2 protein-coding genes are annotated in these 1,936 nt (G+C 70.4%); both read right to left on the reverse strand.

Annotated elements, in window-relative coordinates; all coding sequences use genetic code 11:
• Window positions 1–615: 615 nt before the first annotated feature.
• Complete coding sequence (locus tag AB2L28_RS20725; RefSeq protein WP_370720897.1) at window positions 616–789, reverse strand: hypothetical protein; 174 nt, start codon at window positions 787–789, stop codon at window positions 616–618.
• Between the two features lie 549 nt (window positions 790–1,338).
• Window positions 1,339–1,936, reverse strand: a 598-nt coding sequence (locus AB2L28_RS20730) for a rolling circle replication-associated protein (protein ID WP_442490340.1), incomplete at its 5' end; no start/stop codon positions are given.

A 1,936-nucleotide genomic window follows, 5' to 3' on the forward strand; every position in this document is an offset into this window, starting at 1 on the left:
CTGGCGCCGTAGGAGGGTCCGGAGGTGGTTCCACCGCCGTCCGGCGAGAGCGTTCCACCGACCCATCCCCTCGGAGGCGTGTTCGTGGCAGTCGCAGAGTGCGACGGCGCGGCCACCGGGAACCCACCGACGGTGACCCGGGACACCAGGAGCGGTGAACGTCGCCATGCCCAGGAAGCCACCGGCGGCAGCGCGGTCCAGGCACCCTGTGGCGGCCACACGGCGGACCCGACGGCGGTAGGTCGCGGCGCAGGGAGGGCAGTGCTTCGAACGATGCGCTGCACAACGGCGGAGCACCGGCCGACGTTCGAGACCATCCCAGAACAGCAACGGGTTGTGGCACGGACCATCGGGACCACCAGGGTGTGCGAGCTCCCCGACCTCTGTCCAGCCTCGCGACGACAGGCGGGCCAGCTGCGCCTGCGCGGACGACGAGGAGGCGTACCCCAGACACGTCCACCGCTTGGGCGTGGAGGCAGGGACAGAGGGAGCGTCAGCACGTACGCTGGAAGGAACCACGGGAGCTCACATCTCCTGTCGGTGAGAGACACGAGCGGCGGCTACCGCAAGTGCTCAGAAGGCCCCTGGGGTTCCAGCCCCGGGGGTCTTCGTCGTTCACGGGCGATCCTGCCCCTCGTGATCCAAACCGAGGGCGCGACACTCCGGACAACCACCCGTCTGGCCGCGCTCAGCGGCGAAGTCGACGTCGTCCAGGTCGTCGAGGTCGTCGAGCGAGGACCACCCAGTGGTCCAGAGGACGTCCGGGTTCAGCCCCACGAGCTTCATCACCGCGCGACGTCGCGGGGTGTGGAACAGACGGGGCGAGGGCAGAGGAACAGGGACAGCAGAGGACACAAGGACTCCCAGGCACACACGACGGATGGAAGCCGTCGAGCGGGCGTAGCCGTGGGAGTCAGAAGGATCCCCGGGGCTCTCCCCGGGCAGCGCGTCGGCTACCGCGCGCCGTTCATGTCGTGTGTGGTCCCGCCCGAAGGCGCTTTCAGGGTACGTCACCAGCTCCGCGCAGCGGGGGCTGTTGAGTTGGTGAGAAGAGGGGGCCAAGAGGCGGTCCCCGCCCCTCCCCGCGGTGCCTGAACAGGCAGCGGAGGGGTGCTCAGGCGGTCCCGGCCGCCTCCGCCGTCCGTCCGTGCTCGCTGCGCGTGCGCGCGGGCGGGCGGCGAAGACGCCCCCGGGCCGATGAGGACCTGTCCGACGGCCGATCAGACGCCACCAGGACGACCCTGGACAGCACGAAGACCCCCACCTGCTCCTGGCGCATGAACTACGCCCTGAAGCGGGAGGGGGTGTGCGGGGCTGAGCAGTCGAACGCCCCAGCGGTCACGTCAGAAGCGGATCACCTTCACGAGCCGCCCCGCGTGACTCAGCGACGGGGTGCGTGGCGTTGACCGAGTCACCCGCCGCAACCAGAGCCAGGGCGAAGCGCCGGCGCTGAGCGCTGATGGCGTCGGTGTGAGCGCGCATGGTGCAGCCGAAGCCGCGGGACTGCGACCAGGTGCGGAACGTCGCGCGGGACTCAACCAGCTCACCGGTGGCGGGGTCGAGGACGTCCCAGGGGACCTCTCCCCGGTCGTCCGTGGCCTTGGTGACGTACTTCGAGACGTACCCCGCGAAGCGGGTCGCGTCAGAGCCAGCGGCGTCCCACCGGGTGTTGCAGCCGAACCCGGCGACAGCCGCGAGGGCTTGCAGCGCATGGACGCTCACCGGTGTCGGTGACCAGAACACGACGTGCAGGTGTAGCGCTCCGCGTTCTTGCACCTCCGCAGCGCGGAAGAACTCACAGCCGGGGAACTGGCGCCGTAGGAGGGTCCGGAGGTGGTTCCACCGCCGTCCGGCGAGAGCGTTCCACCGACCCATCCCCTCGGAGGCGTGTTCGTGGCAGTCGCAGAGTGCGACGGCGCGGCCACCGGGAACCCAC

This window comes from Kineococcus mangrovi (genome assembly GCF_041320705.1).
Classification (GTDB): Bacteria; Actinomycetota; Actinomycetes; order Actinomycetales; family Kineococcaceae; genus Kineococcus; species Kineococcus mangrovi.